Below are 12,576 nucleotides of genomic sequence, written 5' to 3' on the forward strand. Positions count from 1 at the left end.
GAGGAACCGCAGCAAGCGCGGCTGCTGCTGCTGGACGAGCCCACCTCGGCGCTGGATCTCAAATACCAGCACCAGTTGCTCGCCATGGCCCGGGCGCTGGCCGGTCGCAACACAGCCGTGCTGGTGGTGTTGCACGACCTCAATCTGGCAGCCCGCTACGCCGATAGGCTGGTGATGCTGGAGCAGGGCAGGCTGATGGCTGACGGCAACGCAGGCGAGGTGCTGACTCCGGCGCTCATCGCGCGCCTCTACGACTACCCCGCACAGGTGATCCACCACCCCGAGAGCGGCGTCCCCATGGTGGTGTGACACCCAGGGGCAGATAGCAACAGAGCGCCATCAGGCGCTCTGTCTTTTTGCGGTATCCAGCCTTGGGCTGACCAGCAGGGCAATCCCCCTGGGCACATCAGGCTATCTGGTAGCGCCCCGGCTTGTGATTGAGTGTCAACACCAGGTTACAGATGATGGCTGCCACCACGGAAAGCACCAGCAGCCAGGGGGAGACCACGAAGAAAGAGGCGACCACGATGGCGCAATCCAGCCCCATTTGCAGCTTGCCTGCCCGCACACCCCATCTGTCCTGAATGAAGAGCGCCAGGATGTTGAAGCCCCCCAGGCTCGCCTTGTGGCGGAACATGATGAGCAGCCCCATGCCGATCAGGGTGCCGCCGATCAGCGCCGCATAGACGGGTTCGATCTTGCCGATTTGCAGCACGGCGTTGAGGTGATCCGTCATGAAGGAGACGGTGGCCACGGCGGCAAAGGTATTGAGGGTGAAACGCGGCCCCATTCTGAGCCAGGCCAGGGCATAGAAAGGCAGGTTCATGGCGAAGAACAGCAGGCCGAAGCTGATGCCGGTCACCTGCTGCAGCAGCAGCGCCAGGCCGGCGGTGCCACCGGTGAGCAGGCCGACCTGATGGAACAGGAAGATGCCGAGGGAAACGAAGCCTGCTGCGGTCAGCAAGGCGAGCACATCCTCATATAGTGGATGCGCAGAGCGTGAAGTGTTGTCCATAACCAGGTATCCAGTCGCGAAGCAAGAGAGTATTGGCCGCCCGTCGGGCGGAGCGAGCCCCGTTAACCGGGGCTTCGTTATGCCGACAGTCTCCAATTTGAGTGAGATGGATCACAAGTCCCGCCCTTCACGCGCCAAAATGGTGCGCGTCATCCAGGCGTTACAATCCTTGCACCAAAATGTCCCACACTCACCGCCGGCCTGATGCTGAAAAACCTGAAACGGGCCGCTGCCCCCGCGCCCGAATCGTTCTAGAATGAGTCGCTTGTCACTGCCAGCGGAACAACAGCGGATGAGAGTCACCGTATTCGGAATAGGTTATGTCGGGTTGGTTCAGGCCGCCGTACTGGCGGAGATGGGTCACAAGGTGGCCTGCGTGGATGTGGATGCCGACAAGGTCGCGGGCCTGAAAGAGGGGCGCATTCCCCTCTTCGAGCCCGGTCTCGCCCCCCTGGTGCAGCGCAACCATCAGGCCGGTCGCCTGATCTTCACCACAGACCCGGCCCGGGCGGTGGAGTTTGCCGAGCTTATCTTCATCGCGGTCGGAACGCCGCCGGACGAGGACGGGTCTGCCGACCTCCATCAGGTAATGACGGTGGCGGACACCATAGGCCGCCTGATGCAAGGGGGCAAGGTGGTGGTCAACAAGAGCACTGTGCCTGTCGGCACCGCCAGCCGGGTACGGCGACACATTGCGGAGCGCCTCGCCGACCGTGGTCTCGACCTTCCGCTCGACGTGGTCTCCAACCCCGAATTTCTCAAGGAGGGCGCCGCCGTCGCCGACTGCCTGCGGCCGGATCGCATCATCATCGGCACCGACTCCGATCACGCCTTCTCCCTGCTGGAGGAGCTCTACGCCCCCTTCAACCGCAAGCGAGACCGCATCCTGCGGATGGATGCACGCAGTGCCGAACTGACCAAGTACGCCGCCAACGCCATGCTGGCGACCCGCATCTCCTTCATGAACGAGATGGCCACCCTGGCCGAAGCCCTGGGCGCCGATATCGAGGAGGTGCGCAAGGGCATTGGTGCCGATCCGCGCATCGGCCACCACTTCATCTACCCGGGCTGCGGTTATGGCGGCTCCTGCTTCCCCAAGGATGTCAGGGCGCTGATCCACACCGCGAAGGAGGCGGGGTGCGAGACCCCCCTGCTGCGCTCGGTGGAGCAGGTCAACGAGGCGCAGAAACACAGGCTCATGACCCGGTTGCACCACCATTTTGGTGCCAGTCTGTCGGGGCGCACCTTCGCGTTATGGGGACTCGCCTTCAAACCCAATACCGACGACATGCGCGAAGCCCCGAGCAGGGTGCTGATGGAGGCGATCTGGGCAGCAGGAGGCAAGGTGCAGGCGTTCGACCCCGAGGCCATGACCGAGGCCACCCGCCTCTATGCCCAGCGGGCGGACTTGACCCTGTGCGACACCCAGGAAGCCGCCCTCCAGGGGGCCGATGCCCTGCTCGTCTGCACCGAGTGGCAACAGTTCCGCGCACCGGATTTCGACCTGCTTCGCCAGACCCTGAAGCAGGCCATCATCTTCGACGGCCGCAACCTCTATGATCCGGCCCGTCTGCGCCAGCGCGGTTTCACCTACTATGCCATCGGCCGTGGCGACAGCCTGGCCCACCAGGAGGAGCGATGAAGTACCTCGTCACCGGCGCCGCCGGGTTTATCGGATTTCATGTGGCGCGCAGGCTCTGTGGCGACGGCCATCAGGTGGTGGGGATAGACAACCTCAACGACTACTACGCGGTGAGTCTCAAGGAGGCGCGCCTCGCCCTGCTCACGCCCCTGCCCGGCTTTCGCTTCGAGCGCACCGATCTCGCGGACCGCGCCGCCATGGCTTCGCTCTTTGCCCGCGAGCAGTTTGACCGGGTGATCCATCTGGGGGCCCAGGCCGGAGTGCGCTACTCCCTGGACAACCCCTTCGCCTACGCCGACAGCAACCTCACCGGCCACCTCACCGTGCTGGAGGGGTGTCGCCAGACCCGGGTGCAGCATCTGGTCTATGCCTCCTCCAGCTCGGTCTACGGGCTGAACGAACAGATGCCGTTCAAACCGTCCGATGGGGCGGATCATCCCGTCTCCCTCTATGCGGCGAGCAAGAAGGCGGGGGAGCTGATGGCCCACTCCTACTCCCATCTCTACGGCCTGCCCACCACCGGGCTGCGCTTTTTCACCGTCTACGGCCCCTGGGGCCGGCCCGACATGGCCCTGTTCAAGTTCGTGCACGCCATCCTGAACGGCGATCCCATCGACCTCTACAACCAGGGCCAGCTCAGCCGGGATTTCACCCATGTCGACGACATCGTCGAGGGGATAGTGCGCATCGCAGACATCCCCCCCGCGGGCGATGCCCACTGGCAGGGGGCCCCGGATGCCAGCCCGGCCCCCTATCGCCTCTTCAACATCGGCAACGGCAGCCCGGTCAGGCTGCTGGACTTCGTGGATGCCATCGAGTCGGCCCTCGGCAAACGGGCCATCCGCAACATGCTGCCCATGCAACCCGGCGACGTGCTCGCCACCTGGGCCGACACCCGCTCGCTGTTCGACGCCACAGGCTATCGCCCCCGTATCGGGCTCAAGGAAGGGGTCGACGGCTTTGTCCGCTGGTATCGGGACTACTACCGGGTCTGAGCCAAACGAGGTGGCAGGGTCCCCTGGCTCGCGACCCTGCGCTCAGGATGAAGGGGTATAGCTGAAGGGCACCATGGTGGGGGAGAGCCCACGACAGGCGGGTTTGAGGGCCTGCGGGCCTGCCAGCAGCCAGTCGGTACGGTGACGGTTGCCGAGATTTTCCATCTTCGCGGGGTCAAAACACCTCACCATCAGGTCGGCGCTCCCCAGTACCCAGCGCCCGGGGGCAGCCCCTATCCAGGCGGCAGCTTCCCGGGCCTGCTCCCCGTCCCCCATCAGATAAGGGTAATGTTTCACTGGTTGCAGGCTAAACAGCAGATGCTGCTCCTTGAATCCCGCCAGCAGCAGTTCATCCCCCGCAGGCACCTTCTGCGCCGCCAATGCCATTACACCCTGAGGGGTGCGCACCTCGTTGAGGCGCACGCTTATCCAGCAGGAGTAGATCAGCCACCCCACCACCAGGGAGCTGAGAATGGCGGTCAGTGGCGCCCGGCGAAGCCAGGCATTGATCAGCAGCAAAGATCCCCCCAGCACCAGCAGGGGAAGCCAGGGCTCCGGCCCCAGTTCCCCCAGACGGCTGGCCACTCTGTCGCTAAATGCCAGCACCAGAGCCCCCACCAGCCCTGCCCCCCCCAGCAGCCAGCCAAGCCCGGCCAGCAGTCGCCCCGGCCAGACCCGGACCAGCAGGGTGCCGATGAAGGGTGCGGTCAGGAGCGCCAGGGCGGGCGTACCGGGCGTGATGTAGACGCCCCGCTTGCCCGGCGAGCAGGAGAAAAACAGCACCACCAGCACCAGATAACCCAGCAGCAGCAGGATACGCCTGTCCTGCGCCCGGATGGCGCGCCGCCAGGCCACCACCAGCCAGGGCAGCAGCAGGGAGAGCGGCAGCCAGAACGGCGGGATCACCGAGGTGATGTAGTACCAGAAGGGTTTGACGTGGTGCCAGGCGCTGGTATAGCGAGTCACCGTCTGGCGCAGCAGTATGTTGTCTCTGTAGGCCAGCAGGAGGGGATCCCCGCTTCGGGTCACGGCCTCCAGCATGGGGACCAGCCAGAGACCCATCGCCAGGGCCATGGCCAGCGGCCCGAGCAGGGCCTTCAGCCAGGCTGACAAGGGCGCGGCGCGGATTTGTGCCCTGTGGGTCCAGAGCGCGGGAAGCAGCACCAGCAGGGCCAGTACTCCCACCCCCTTGGTGATGACGCCAAGCCCTGCGGCAAACCAGCCGAGCCAGTACCAGCGCCACCCGCCACCGCAGAGGAGGAAGAGCAGAAAACCATAGAGACCGAGGGTGATGAAGAAGGTGACCAGGCCGTCGATCTGCGCCGTCTTGGCCTGCAGGGTAAACTGGACGGTAAAGAGCAGCAGCAAGCCCGCCAGAAATCCCGTCGCCGGATCCCACAGGCGGCGCCCCAGATCCCACACCAGCAAGATGGTCAGCAAGCCAGACAGCAGGGAAGGCAGCAGAAAGGCCACCTTGATGGAGCCAGTCAACACATAACCGATCGCGATCCCCCACATAAACAGCGGCGGCTTGTCCGGATAGAGCTCCCCGCCGCGCATGGGGAAGAGCCACTGGCCACTCTCCACCATCTCCCGGGCGATCAGGGCGAAACGCGGCTCGTCCGCCGGCCAGGGGTCCCGCAGACCCAGCCCGGCCCCCAGCACCACCAGCGCGATCAGCAGCAACCAGCCAAGGGACGTCTGATTGAGCAGGGTGCGATCACTCACCATGACGAGCATCCCCGGTCACTACCTTGTCCCGCCGCCAGCCCCGATGCTGGATATCGAGATAGAGGCTGTAGAGCGCGGTGAAGGTGGGGAAGAGGTTTTGCAGCACGCCGACAGAGTCCTGCTTGGGAGAGAAGGTGAAGTAGCTGAGCGTCATCAGGCTGCCGATCACGCTCATGTACCAGAACAGGCGCGGAATGACGGGTCGTCCCGCCCGCCTGGACGCCAGAAACTGCACCAGCCAGCGTCCGCCGAACATCAGCGCCCCCGTGTAGCCGATCAGCTTCCAGCCGGTGACATGCACCCCGGTCCAGTCCAGCCAGTCGATGGGGGCAGACAGCCAGGCGTCCATCACTCCAGCATCTCCCGGATTTCAACCACCTTGGAGCGGCGCTGCAACCACCAGACCCCGACCACGTCCACCAGCCCGACCCAGAGCCGGTTCCAGACCCCGTATTTGGAGATGCCCGCCTGGCGTGGCCTGTGGTTGACCGGCCAGGGCGCCATGCGCCCCCCTTGTGCCTGGATCAGCGCGGGGATGTAGCGGTGCATGTGATTGAAGGCGGGCAGTTTCAGATACCAGTCGCGACGCACCACCTTGAGCCCGCAGCCGGTATCCGGAATGCCGTCGCGCAGCAGCAGATCGCGAAAGCCGTTGGCCAGCTTTGAAGAGAGGCGCTTGACCCAGTCGTCACGGCGGTTGACCCGGTGGCCGATGAGGCCTACCTGGTATGGATCGCTCTCGTAGCGGCGCATCGCCTCCTCCAGCATGGCGGGAATGTCGGCGGGATCGTTCTGACCATCGCCGTCGAGTACCACCAGCCAGTCGCCACGCCCGTGGCGCACTCCGCTCAGCACCGCCATGCTCTGGCCCACGGCATGGACATGGCGTAGCACCTTCAGCCTGGGGAAACGCGTCTGCAAATCGCGCAGTACCACATGGCTGTCGTCCACACTGCCATCGTCCACATAGATCAGTTCGTATTCGAACCTGCCCCCAAGGGCGGCATCTATTTCGCCGACAAGCGGGGCCAGATTGTCCCGCTCATCCTTGGCAGGCACCACGACAGAGATATCGACCGATTCGACCATATGCACATCCTGCCCTCATCAGAGGCGCTATCGATTCACCCGGCAGACCCGACGACATTGCATCGATGGCCTGGCTGACATCATGCAAATACAAGGCGTTAGAAAACAACTCTGTCAGCATATTGAACTTCAATTAACAAATCTATCAAAGCAGTCACTGACCCGGGAGTCATACCGCCTCTCCCCTGCACCAAAAGTTCCATACCGTTTTCATCTCTGCCGCTCACCCACATAACCAGATGTTCCATCTGCTGGCTGGCGTCCCTCCCCGGATCGGGCCTATATGTTGCGGATACCAACGACGAGGTTTCCATGAAAAAACGACTCTGGGGCTGGGGACTCCTGATACTGCTCGCCACCACTTCCCACGCAGATCCCTTTCGTCAGGCCCCCAAGGCCATGAGCGCGCTGCGCCAGGGTGCCGCCATGGAACAGGGAAACCCGCGGCAGGCCATCGCCCACTACTGCACCGCCGCCAACCTTGGCAACCCGGAAGCCTATTACCGCATCGGCCGCCTGCTGGCCCGCGGCCCCCAGGGGATCCGCAATGCCCGCAGCGCCAACGCCTACCTGGCCATGGCCATGCGCCTTGGCAACCAGCAAGCCGCCCGTTACTACAACGAGCGGGTCGGCAATGCGCCCCTGGGTACCTGCGGCATTGGAGGCGGTGGCGGAGCCCCCTGGGTGCGCCCCAGTACCCCCTTCGATCAGGAGCGCTACCTGGCCAGACAGTCACAGGCCAAGCAAAAGCTGGCCATCATGATCCGCCAGGCCGCCCAGCGTCACAAAGTGGACCCTCAACTCGCCCTGGCTATCGCCATCGCCGAATCCAATCTGAACAGTACCGCCGTCTCCCCCAAGCAGGCGCAGGGCGTCATGCAGCTCATTCCCGAAACCCAGGCCCGCTTCGGCGTGACCCGGCCGTTCGATGCCCAGCAGAACATCCGTGGTGCCATGATCTACCTGAAGTGGCTGGAGAAGCAGTTCGGTCCGGACTGGGTGAGGATCAGCGCCGCCTACAACGCCGGGGAGCAGGCCGTGCTGCGCCACGGCGGTGTGCCGCCCTATCAGGAAACCCAGGAGTATGTGCAGCGGGTGCTCTACTACTCGGGGCAGGATCCTGACAAACCGGCCCGCCGCAACTCACCGCGCTGAGCTTACCCGGCGGCCCCTCTTCCCTCGCGCCTGTCGGCCGTCCCGGCCTGCGGCGCCCGGCTTTGCCGCCCCTCTCCCATTGGTTTACAATCGACGGGTTTTTTGGAACCGGGTTGACGGCCCGTCGACCCGGCCCCACCACGACATCAGTTTGTTAATGCCAAGACATTAAACTGCTGAAAGGAAGAGAATTAGCCAATGGCTCAATTTATTTACACCATGAACAGGGTCGGCAAGGTCGTGCCGCCCAAGCGTCATATTCTCAAGAACATCTCCCTCTCCTTCTTCCCGGGGGCCAAAATAGGCGTGCTGGGTCTGAACGGCGCCGGGAAATCGACCCTGCTGCGCATCATGGCGGGCATCGACACCGAGATCGAAGGGGAAGCCCGTCCGCAGCCCGGCATCAAGATCGGCTACCTGCCCCAGGAGCCGAAGCTGGATCCGGAGCAGACCGTACGCGAAGCGGTCGAAGAGGCGGTCGGCGACGTCAAACGCGCCATGGCGCGCCTCGACGAGGTCTATGCAGCCTATGCCGACCCGGATGCGGATTTTGACAAGCTGGCCCGCGAACAGGGCGAGCTGGAAGCCATCATCGCCGCCCAGGGCGGCCACAACATGGAAAACCAGCTGGAGCGCGCGGCCGATGCCCTGCGCCTGCCGGCCTGGGATGCCCAGATCAAGCACCTCTCCGGTGGTGAGCGCCGCCGCGTGGCCCTGTGCCGCCTGCTGCTGGAAAAACCGGACATGCTGCTGCTGGACGAACCGACCAACCACCTGGATGCGGAATCCGTGGCCTGGCTGGAGCGCTTCCTGCACGACTACGAAGGCACCGTCGTGGCCATCACCCACGACCGCTACTTCCTCGACAACGTGGCGGGCTGGATCCTGGAGCTGGACCGCGGCGAAGGCATCCCCTGGGAGGGCAACTACTCCTCCTGGCTGGAGCAAAAAGATGCCCGTCTGGCCCAGGAAGCCAGTTCCGAAGCCGCCCGTCGCAAGTCCATCGAGAAGGAACTGGAGTGGGTTCGTCAGAACCCGAAAGGCCGTCAGGCCAAATCCAAGGCTCGTATGGCTCGCTTCGAAGAGCTCAACACCAACGACTACCAGAAGCGCAACGAAACCAACGAGCTGTTCATTCCGCCCGGACCGCGCCTGGGCGACAAGGTGGTGGAGGTGGCCAACCTCTGCAAGTCCTATGGCGACCGCCAGTTGATCGACGATCTCTCCTTCTCCATTCCGAAGGGTGCCATCGTCGGCATCATCGGTCCGAACGGTGCCGGTAAATCGACCCTGTTCCGCATGATGTCGGGTCAGGAGCAGCCGGATTCCGGTTCCATCACCCTGGGTGACACCGTGGTGCTGGCTTCCGTGGATCAGTTCCGCGACCAGATGAACGACAAGAAGACGGTGTTCGAGGAAGTCGCCGACGGCCAGGACATCCTGCGCATCGGCAACTACGAGTTCCCGAGCCGCGCCTACATCGGCCGCTTCAACTTCAAGGGTTCCGACCAGCAGAAGCGGGTCGGCGAGCTCTCCGGTGGTGAGCGTGGCCGTCTGCACCTGGCCAAGCTGCTGCAGACCGGCGGCAACGTGCTGCTGCTGGATGAACCGACCAACGATCTGGACATCGAAACCCTGCGCGCCCTCGAGAACGCCCTGCTGGAGTTCCCGGGTTGCGCCATGGTCATCTCCCACGACCGCTGGTTCCTCGACCGCATCGCCACCCACATCCTGGACTACCAGGACGAGGGCAAGATCGAATTCTTTGAAGGCAACTTCACCGAATACGAAGAGTGGAAGAAGAAGACCTACGGTGCCGAGGCTATCCAGCCGCGCCGCGCCAAGTACAAGCGCATTGCCAAGTAAGGCGAGGCAACAGCCGCGCCGCCAGGCATGACGTCACAAGGGGAGCCGGGGCTCCCCTTTTTTGCCTCTTCTGACTTACAATCTCCACCTCTACCCCAGCGATAGCGACCCATGACCCAAGCCTCCACCACCAGACTCACCATCCAGATCCGGCTCGAACCCGGCTGCCTGGGGCCGGATGGCAAGCAGCACATCGATACCTTCTGCGCGGCCGCCAACCGGATCCTCGCCGCCATCGAACCCCGACGAGTGCACTGGGTGCTGCTGCCCCGCCATGACAAGCAACTGGCCGAGCAGGCCTACTTCCTCGATGGCCGTCCCTTGAGCGAAACCCAGGCCACCCTGCTGCTACAACGCATGGGGTTGGCCCTCGATCCCTTGCTGGAGCAGAGCGATGCCGTGCTGAGCCAGCTTATCGAACGCTACCAGAAAAACCGTTGATCCCGATGTGGAAACGGGGCTCTATTGGTCCCCTTTTTTCGGCCTCCGGGGGAAAACGTTTGAATTTTTACTCTATTCATTGATCCGCCTCGCACATCCGGGGTTTGTAAACCTGGCCGCCTGTGTGAAAATGTGCGCGCTGTCACGGTATCAGGACGAGTCTGGTCACTTCACCGCCAGAATCAGGGTCCGTCGCCCCGCATGGATGGGCCGGGCCCCCTGCTGCCTATTTCACGTCACCCATTGGAATCCAACATGAATCAACCACATCACGCTACCGGGCAGACCGCCAGCCCGGCTGCCGGGCAGGGATTGCTCGAGCGCCTGTTTGCCCTACGCGGTCATGGCACCACGGCCCGCACCGAGGTGATCGCCGGCATCACCACCTTCCTGACCATGGTCTACATCGTCTTCGTCAACCCGCAGATCCTCTCTGCGGCAGGCATGGACACCCAGGCCGTGTTCGTTACCACCTGCCTCATCGCCGGTGTCGGCAGCATCCTGATGGGTCTGCTGGCGAACCTGCCCATCGCCCTGGCTCCCGCCATGGGCCTCAACGCCTTCTTCGCCTTCGTGGTGGTGGCTGGCATGGGCTACTCCTGGCAAGTGGGCATGGGCACCATCTTCTGGGGTGCGCTGGGCCTGCTGATCCTGACCCTGCTGCGGGTACGCTACTGGCTCATCGCCAACATTCCCCTGACACTTCGGGTCGGCATCACCGCCGGCATCGGTCTGCTCATCGCCCTGCTCGGCCTGCACAATGCCGGCATCGTGGTCGCGAGCCCCGCCACCATGGTGACCGTGGGCAACCTCACCTCCCTGCCCTGCCTGCTGGGGCTGCTCGGCTTCTTCCTCATCTGCATCTTCTCCGCCCGCGGCGTCCACTCAGCCGTGCTCATCGCCATCGTGGTGACCACCACCCTGGGCTGGCTGTTCGGCGACGTCACCTTCAAGGGCTTCGTCTCCGTGCCGCCGAGCATTGCCCCGGTCTTCGGCCAGCTGGATCTGATGGGATCGCTGGACATCAGCCTCGCCGGGATCATCTTCTCCTTCATGCTGGTCAACCTGTTCGACTCTTCCGGCACCCTGATCGGCGTGACCAACCGCGCCAAGCTGGCCGATGACAAGGGGCACTTCCCGCGCATGAAGCAGGCCCTGGTGGTGGATAGCGTCAGCTCCGTCGGCGGCGCCTTCATGGGGACCTCGTCCGTGACGGCCTACATCGAGAGCAGCTCCGGCGTCGCCGTCGGCGGTCGCACCGGTCTGACCGCCATCGTGGTGGGCATCCTGTTCCTGCTGGCCATCTTCTTCTCTCCGGTCGCCGCCATGGTGCCGGCATATGCCGCAGCGGGGGCCCTCATCTACGTGGGCGTGCTGATGTGCTCCGAGCTGACCCGGGTGAAGTGGGAAGACCTGACCGAAGCGGTACCGGCCTTCATGACCGCGGTGATGATGCCGTTCAGCTTCTCCATCACCGAGGGGATCGCCGTGGGCTTCATCTCCTACTGCGTGATGAAGGCGGGCACCGGCCGCTGGCGCGAGATCAACCCCTGCGTGCTGGTGGTGGCCCTGCTCTTCGTCCTCAAGTTTGTCTGGGTCGATGCCCACTGATTTTTCTTCCATGAAAAGAAAAACCAGACTCTGAAAACAAAAATGCCCGTCATCGACGGGCATTTTTTTATGGCGGGTACAGGGCTCAGCGAATGCCGCGGGCCTCGCGGATCCACTCCCACGCCTGCTGGATCTCCTGGGTCTTCTCTTTGGCCATCTCCATCATCTCGGTGGGCAATCCCTTGGCGGCCAGCTTGTCAGGGTGATGCTTGCTCATCTCCTTGCGATAGGCGCGCTTGATCTCCTGATCGCTGTCGCTCTCGCTCACCCCGAGCAACTGATAGGCATCCTTGAGGCGATCCCGGGAGGGGGGCTCCTGGCGGTATTGCTGCCCCTGGCCACTGCCCTGCTGTTGCTGGCGGTGGAAGAAGTTCATCTGGGCCTCGGCCATGGCCAGAATGCGGGCAAGCTCGATGCGACTGAACCCCAGCTCGTCGGCGATGGTTTGCAGGATGGCCCGCTCGTTCGCCTCCACCTGACCGTCGGCGAAGGCGGCCTGCAGCTGGACCTCGAGGAAGAAGCGCAGGATGTCACGCTGCCCCAGGCTCGCCTGGCGAAACTCCGCCAGGGTCTCGCGCAGGGGGAAGTCACTCTCCTTGCCCTGGCGGAATGACTCCTGGGCCCGTACTCGCTGCTCTCCGGCCAGCCGCATCCTGTCCATCAGGTTGGACGCGACCCGTATTTCATGCTCGGTGACCTGGCCGCTCGCCTTGGCGATGTGGCCCATGACGGCGAAGGTGGCATGAAAGAAGACGGCCTGCTGCTGCTGGCTGGGCGCCCGCTGGAAGGCCCCGCGGATCCCCATGCCCCGATCGAAGCGATGGCCGATCCACAGGCCCAGCAGGGCACCGAAGATGTTGCCGAGCAGAAAACCGAAGAAGGTGCCAAGCACCTTGCCCCAAATACGCATGGTTCAAGACCTCGTGATGTTAATGGGTGCCAGCGAGCAGTTGCTCGTCCAGCTCGCGCAGCCGATCCACTGTGCCGATGTCGCGCCACTCGCCTGCCAGCAGGCTGCCACCCACCCGTCC

The 12,576-nt window shown here is 63.7% G+C and carries 11 protein-coding genes and 2 pseudogenes; 7 read left to right on the forward strand and 6 right to left on the reverse strand.

Annotated elements, in window-relative coordinates; genetic code table 11:
- Positions 1 to 309 (forward strand): annotated as a pseudogene (locus tag AACR77_RS10485) (heme ABC transporter ATP-binding protein); the annotation flags it as partial.
- 97 nt (positions 310 to 406) lie between these two features.
- On the opposite strand, the gene AACR77_RS10490 reads toward AACR77_RS10485, so the two are convergent.
- The gene (locus AACR77_RS10490) at positions 407 to 1,015 is read right to left on the reverse strand and encodes a YitT family protein (RefSeq protein WP_010673223.1); all 609 of its coding nucleotides are present in this window, start codon (positions 1,013 to 1,015) and stop codon (positions 407 to 409) included.
- A gap of 292 nt (positions 1,016 to 1,307) precedes the next feature.
- Between AACR77_RS10490 and AACR77_RS10495 the strand changes: the two genes are divergently transcribed.
- Together AACR77_RS10495 and AACR77_RS10500 are read left to right on the forward strand one after the other, a co-directional pair.
- Positions 1,308 to 2,657 (forward strand): UDP-glucose dehydrogenase family protein, encoded by a 1,350-nt coding sequence (locus tag AACR77_RS10495; RefSeq protein ID WP_042881295.1) that lies wholly within the window; start codon positions 1,308 to 1,310, stop codon positions 2,655 to 2,657.
- Complete coding sequence (locus AACR77_RS10500; protein WP_042881296.1) at positions 2,654 to 3,652, forward strand: NAD-dependent epimerase; 999 nt, start codon at positions 2,654 to 2,656, stop codon at positions 3,650 to 3,652. The genes AACR77_RS10495 and AACR77_RS10500 overlap by 4 nt, the downstream gene beginning before the upstream one ends.
- Before the next feature lie 42 nt (positions 3,653 to 3,694).
- Here the strand turns inward: AACR77_RS10500 and AACR77_RS10505 are convergent, their stop codons facing one another.
- The 3 genes from AACR77_RS10505 to AACR77_RS10515 are packed head-to-tail and all read right to left on the reverse strand — an operon-like array spanning position 3,695 to position 6,472.
- Entirely contained in the window at positions 3,695 to 5,383 is a 1,689-nt protein-coding gene (locus tag AACR77_RS10505; protein ID WP_052224801.1) for an ArnT family glycosyltransferase, read from the reverse strand.
- Positions 5,373 to 5,732, reverse strand: coding sequence for a lipid-A-disaccharide synthase N-terminal domain-containing protein (locus AACR77_RS10510; protein WP_042881297.1), 360 nt, complete (start codon positions 5,730 to 5,732; stop codon positions 5,373 to 5,375). The genes AACR77_RS10505 and AACR77_RS10510 overlap by 11 nt, the downstream gene beginning before the upstream one ends.
- A complete protein-coding gene (locus AACR77_RS10515) occupies positions 5,732 to 6,472 on the reverse strand; it encodes a glycosyltransferase family 2 protein (RefSeq protein WP_042881299.1) in 741 nt (246 codons plus the stop codon). The genes AACR77_RS10510 and AACR77_RS10515 overlap by 1 nt, the downstream gene beginning before the upstream one ends.
- A 312-nt stretch (positions 6,473 to 6,784) precedes the next feature.
- Between AACR77_RS10515 and AACR77_RS10520 the strand changes: the two genes are divergently transcribed.
- The 4 genes from AACR77_RS10520 (at position 6,785) to AACR77_RS10535 (ending at position 11,545) form a co-directional block, all read left to right on the forward strand.
- Positions 6,785 to 7,627, forward strand: coding sequence for a lytic transglycosylase domain-containing protein (locus tag AACR77_RS10520; RefSeq protein ID WP_041214605.1), 843 nt, complete (start codon positions 6,785 to 6,787; stop codon positions 7,625 to 7,627).
- Positions 7,628 to 7,825: 198 nt separating this feature from the next.
- Positions 7,826 to 9,493 (forward strand): energy-dependent translational throttle protein EttA, encoded by a 1,668-nt coding sequence (gene ettA, locus AACR77_RS10525; protein ID WP_039040030.1) that lies wholly within the window; start codon positions 7,826 to 7,828, stop codon positions 9,491 to 9,493.
- Between the two features lie 111 nt (positions 9,494 to 9,604).
- Positions 9,605 to 9,934 carry a hypothetical protein gene (locus tag AACR77_RS10530; protein WP_039040029.1) on the forward strand — a complete coding sequence of 110 codons (330 nt, stop codon included), beginning with the start codon at positions 9,605 to 9,607 and terminating at the stop codon, positions 9,932 to 9,934.
- A 255-nt stretch (positions 9,935 to 10,189) separates the two neighbouring features.
- Entirely contained in the window at positions 10,190 to 11,545 is a 1,356-nt protein-coding gene (locus AACR77_RS10535; protein ID WP_010673214.1) for an NCS2 family permease, read from the forward strand.
- Positions 11,546 to 11,630: 85 nt separating this feature from the next.
- Here the strand turns inward: AACR77_RS10535 and djlA are convergent, their stop codons facing one another.
- Positions 11,631 to 12,455 carry a co-chaperone DjlA gene (gene djlA / locus AACR77_RS10540; RefSeq protein WP_042881302.1) on the reverse strand — a complete coding sequence of 275 codons (825 nt, stop codon included), beginning with the start codon at positions 12,453 to 12,455 and terminating at the stop codon, positions 11,631 to 11,633.
- A 19-nt stretch (positions 12,456 to 12,474) separates the two neighbouring features.
- Positions 12,475 to 12,576 (reverse strand): annotated as a pseudogene (locus AACR77_RS10545) (mannose-1-phosphate guanylyltransferase); the annotation flags it as partial.

The organism is Aeromonas sp. ZOR0002, from assembly GCF_963866995.1.
GTDB classification, from domain to species: Bacteria; Pseudomonadota; Gammaproteobacteria; order Enterobacterales; family Aeromonadaceae; genus Aeromonas; species Aeromonas caviae.

Excerpts from the sequence above, each read along its gene's own strand:
- AACR77_RS10490 (WP_010673223.1), bottom strand. The coding sequence starts at position 1,015 with ATGGACAACACTTCACGCTCTGCGCATCCACTATATGAGGATGTGCTC.
- AACR77_RS10515 (WP_042881299.1), bottom strand. The coding sequence starts at position 6,472 with ATGGTCGAATCGGTCGATATCTCTGTCGTGGTGCCTGCCAAGGATGAG.
- AACR77_RS10530 (WP_039040029.1), top strand. The coding sequence starts at position 9,605 with ATGACCCAAGCCTCCACCACCAGACTCACCATCCAGATCCGGCTCGAA.
- AACR77_RS10520 (WP_041214605.1), top strand. The coding sequence starts at position 6,785 with ATGAAAAAACGACTCTGGGGCTGGGGACTCCTGATACTGCTCGCCACC.
- AACR77_RS10535 (WP_010673214.1), top strand. The coding sequence starts at position 10,190 with ATGAATCAACCACATCACGCTACCGGGCAGACCGCCAGCCCGGCTGCC.
- AACR77_RS10495 (WP_042881295.1), top strand. The coding sequence starts at position 1,308 with ATGAGAGTCACCGTATTCGGAATAGGTTATGTCGGGTTGGTTCAGGCC.
- AACR77_RS10500 (WP_042881296.1), top strand. The coding sequence starts at position 2,654 with ATGAAGTACCTCGTCACCGGCGCCGCCGGGTTTATCGGATTTCATGTG.
- AACR77_RS10510 (WP_042881297.1), bottom strand. The coding sequence starts at position 5,732 with ATGGACGCCTGGCTGTCTGCCCCCATCGACTGGCTGGACTGGACCGGG.
- AACR77_RS10505 (WP_052224801.1), bottom strand. The coding sequence starts at position 5,383 with ATGGTGAGTGATCGCACCCTGCTCAATCAGACGTCCCTTGGCTGGTTG.
- djlA (WP_042881302.1), bottom strand. The coding sequence starts at position 12,455 with ATGCGTATTTGGGGCAAGGTGCTTGGCACCTTCTTCGGTTTTCTGCTC.
- ettA (WP_039040030.1), top strand. The coding sequence starts at position 7,826 with ATGGCTCAATTTATTTACACCATGAACAGGGTCGGCAAGGTCGTGCCG.